Raw genomic sequence first — 3,170 nt, 5'->3', positions numbered from 1 at the left:
GGCTGGCGCTATGCCGTCACCGCCTTGCTGGCGGGCGCGGCTGGCGCAGCGGCGATGCTTCTCCTAAGCTGACCCCATGAACGCGCCCCGCATATTGCTGATCGTCGGCGGCGGCATCGCGGCCTACAAGGCATGCGAACTCGTTCGCCTCATCCGCAAGGGCGGCGGCAGCGTACGCTGCGTCCTGACCGAGGCGGGCGCACAATTCGTTACCCCGATGACGCTCGCGGCGCTGTCCGAGCAGGAGGTCCACACCAGCCTCTGGGACCTCAAGAACGAGACCGAGATGGGGCATATCCAGTTGAGCCGCGAGGCTGACCTGGTCGTGGTTTGCCCGGCGACCGCCGACATGATGGCGAAGATGGCGGCGGGGATAGCCGACAATCTGGCGACGACCCTTCTGCTGGCCACCGACAAGCCGGTCCTTGCGGTGCCCGCGATGAATGTCCGCATGTGGCTGCACCCCGCGACCCAGCGCAACGTCGCGCAGCTGCGCGACGACGGGATCACCGTGATGGACCCGGACGAAGGCGCAATGGCCTGCGGCGAGTTCGGCCCCGGCCGGTTGCCGGAGCCCGAGGTGGTCTGGCAGCGCGCCCTGACACTTCTGGATGCGCCGCGTCAGGCGCCTCAGCCCGGCCTGAAAGGTGGTCCGCTCGCAGGGCGGCACGTCATCGTGACCGCAGGTCCCACGCATGAGCCGATCGACCCGGTCCGCTACATCGCCAACCGCTCGTCGGGCAAGCAAGGCTATGCGATCGCCGGCGCACTGGCCGCCGCGGGAGCGCGGGTCACGCTGGTCTCCGGGCCCGTGACGCTCCCCACCCCGGCCGGTGTTCACCGCATCGATGTCGAAAGCGCACGCGACATGGCGGCTGCGGTCGACGCAGCCCTGCCCGCCGATATTGCGGTGATGGTGGCGGCGGTCGCCGACTGGCGCGCCGAGAGCGCCGCCGGGCAGAAAATAAAGAAGGACGGCTCGGGCGCTGCCCCAACGCTCGCCCTCGCCGAGAATCCGGATATTCTCGCGGGGCTGGGCCACAGCCCCCGAAAGCCGCGCCTGCTGATAGGCTTTGCTGCCGAAACCGAAAAGGTCGTCGACCACGCCATCGCCAAGCGCGCACGCAAGGGCGCCGACTGGATCGTCGCCAACGACGTGTCCGGCGACGTGATGGGCGGCGACAGCAACAGCATCCATATCGTGACCGCAACCGGGGTCGAAAGCTGGGAACGGCTGCCCAAGGACCAGGTCGCCACCCGCCTCGTTGCAAGGATCGCCGATGAGTTCGCCTGAAATCGCCATTCGCCTCAAGCGGCTCGACCATGGCGCCGGTCTGCCGCTTCCCGCTTATGCGACCGAGCATGCTGCCGGCCTCGACGTGGTTGCAGCGGAGGACGTCACTCTGGCCCCCGGAGCACGGCATGCCGTGGCGACCGGCTTCGCCATCGCCATCCCCGAAGGTTATGAGGTGCAGGTGCGTCCGCGCTCCGGCATGGCCTTGAAACATGGCATCACCTGCCTCAACACGCCGGGCACTATCGACGCCGACTATCGCGGCGAGGTCAAGATCATCCTCGCCAATCTGGGCGATGCACTCTTCGAGGTGAAACGGGGCGAGCGGATCGCGCAGTTGGTGCCCGCCGCCGTGCAGCGCGCCCGCTTCGCCGAAGTCGCCGAACTCGACGACACCGCACGCGGCAGCGGCGGATTCGGATCGACCGGTCGCTGAGCGGCGCATGGCGCTGACCGACGACCAACTCGACCGCTATGCGCGGCACATCATCCTCAAGGAGGTCGGCGGCGCAGGACAACAGGCGCTGCTGAACGCCTCTGTGGCCATTGTCGGTGCCGGCGGGATCGGTTCGCCCGTCATACAATATCTTGCCGCAGCGGGCGTCGGGCGGCTGCGGCTGATCGACGACGACGTGGTCGACCTGTCCAACCTGCAGCGGCAGACGATCTTTACGATGGCCGACATCGGCCGGCCGAAGGTCGAGGCCGCCGCCGACTGGATCCGCGCCGCGAACAGCGACGTGACGGTCGAGCCGGTCCGGGTGCGGATCGGTGCGGACAATGTGCGAGAACTGCTGGCGGATACCGATGCGATCATCGACGGCTGCGACAATTTCGCGACGCGTCTGACCGTGTCGGATGCCTCGGTCGCTTTGCGCATTCCCCTCGTGTCGGCTGCCGTCGGCCAGTTCGACGGCCAACTGGCGACCTGGCGCGGCTGGGAGGCCGGACAGCCTTGCTATCGCTGTCTCGTCGGATCGGACCCGGCCCGCGACGAGCTTAGCTGTGCCGATCAGGGCGTGCTGGGCGCAATCACGGGAATCATGGGCAGTCTCGGCGCATCCGAAGTACTGCGGGTCCTCACCGCCTTCGGCGACGACGTGGCAGGCAGGTTGCTGCTGGTCGATGTCCTCGCCTTCCGATTCCGGACGATCAAGGTGTCGAAGGACCCGGCCTGCCGATGCGCGGCCTGATCCTGCTGGTCGCGGCAGGCGACCCCGAAAGACTGCATGCCGCCCTGAGCCTGGCCGCAGCGTCTGCGGCAAGCGGACGTGAAACATCGCTCCACTTGCACGAATTGGCTGTCGGTTTGCTGGCGGCACCACTCACAGCGCCAAGCGACGTCCGTCGACAGGCGGTCGGCCTGCCCACGCTGGCTCAGATTTTCGAGGAAGCCCTGAAATTGGGGGTCGTGATCAGCGTCTGCCAGAGCGGCCTTGCACTTCACGACCTGTTGCTTGATCGGCTCGATTACCGGATCGATGTCCGGGGTCCTGTGTCGATCGTTACCGGGGACGAAGAGAAACTGGTTTTCTGACCGCGCTCAGATCGCCGGCGCCGTTGACGGGCAGCACCCAAAGTCCGCCAGTGCCTGGATATGCGCTGTCCGAGAATACGATGTCGTCGAGGTATATGGCGTTTATCCCTAGCGTGGTCAACAAGCCGAGTCTGACCTGGCCCACTCTGCCTGCGGTGCCTACGTTGCGCGTGTCGCCGGTGAAATTGATGACGCTAACGCCGTTGATTTTGATTTCAAAGCGTCCGCCAGAGTCTGCTGGCGTGAACATGCACTCCAGGACGTTCCATGTGAATGGCGTGAATGCGTTCACTGCTGACGTGGAGAGGACGGTAGTCGATCTGTAGACCCTGATTACAC

At 66.1% G+C, this 3,170-nt stretch carries 5 protein-coding genes; 4 read left to right on the top strand and 1 reads right to left on the bottom strand.

Going from position 1 to position 3,170, the window contains the following annotated elements:
- Positions 1 to 76 precede the first annotated feature (76 nt).
- Genes coaBC through KAY22_RS26945 form a run of 4 tightly spaced genes read left to right on the top strand, consistent with a single transcriptional unit; the run spans position 77 to position 2,831 of the window.
- Entirely contained in the window at positions 77 to 1,294 is a 1,218-nt protein-coding gene (gene coaBC / locus KAY22_RS26960; protein WP_296626135.1) for a bifunctional phosphopantothenoylcysteine decarboxylase/phosphopantothenate--cysteine ligase CoaBC, read from the top strand.
- Positions 1,281 to 1,730 (top strand): dUTP diphosphatase, encoded by a 450-nt coding sequence (gene dut, locus KAY22_RS26955; RefSeq protein ID WP_296626134.1) that lies wholly within the window; start codon positions 1,281 to 1,283, stop codon positions 1,728 to 1,730. The genes coaBC and dut overlap by 14 nt, the downstream gene beginning before the upstream one ends.
- Before the next feature lie 7 nt (positions 1,731 to 1,737).
- Positions 1,738 to 2,487, top strand: a complete 750-nt coding sequence (locus tag KAY22_RS26950; protein ID WP_296626133.1) for a HesA/MoeB/ThiF family protein — start codon at positions 1,738 to 1,740, stop codon at positions 2,485 to 2,487.
- Entirely contained in the window at positions 2,475 to 2,831 is a 357-nt protein-coding gene (locus KAY22_RS26945; RefSeq protein ID WP_296626132.1) for a hypothetical protein, read from the top strand. The genes KAY22_RS26950 and KAY22_RS26945 overlap by 13 nt, the downstream gene beginning before the upstream one ends.
- Here the strand turns inward: KAY22_RS26945 and KAY22_RS26940 are convergent.
- Positions 2,800 to 3,170: hypothetical protein (locus KAY22_RS26940; protein ID WP_296626131.1), on the bottom strand; the 371-nt coding region annotated here is incomplete at its 5' end. The genes KAY22_RS26945 and KAY22_RS26940 overlap by 32 nt on opposite strands.

This window comes from Rhizorhabdus sp. (assembly GCF_018006725.1).
GTDB lineage: Bacteria > Pseudomonadota > Alphaproteobacteria > Sphingomonadales > Sphingomonadaceae > Rhizorhabdus.
Note: the sequence above shows the minus strand (reverse complement) of the source record. Positions and strands in the feature narration are given on the sequence as shown.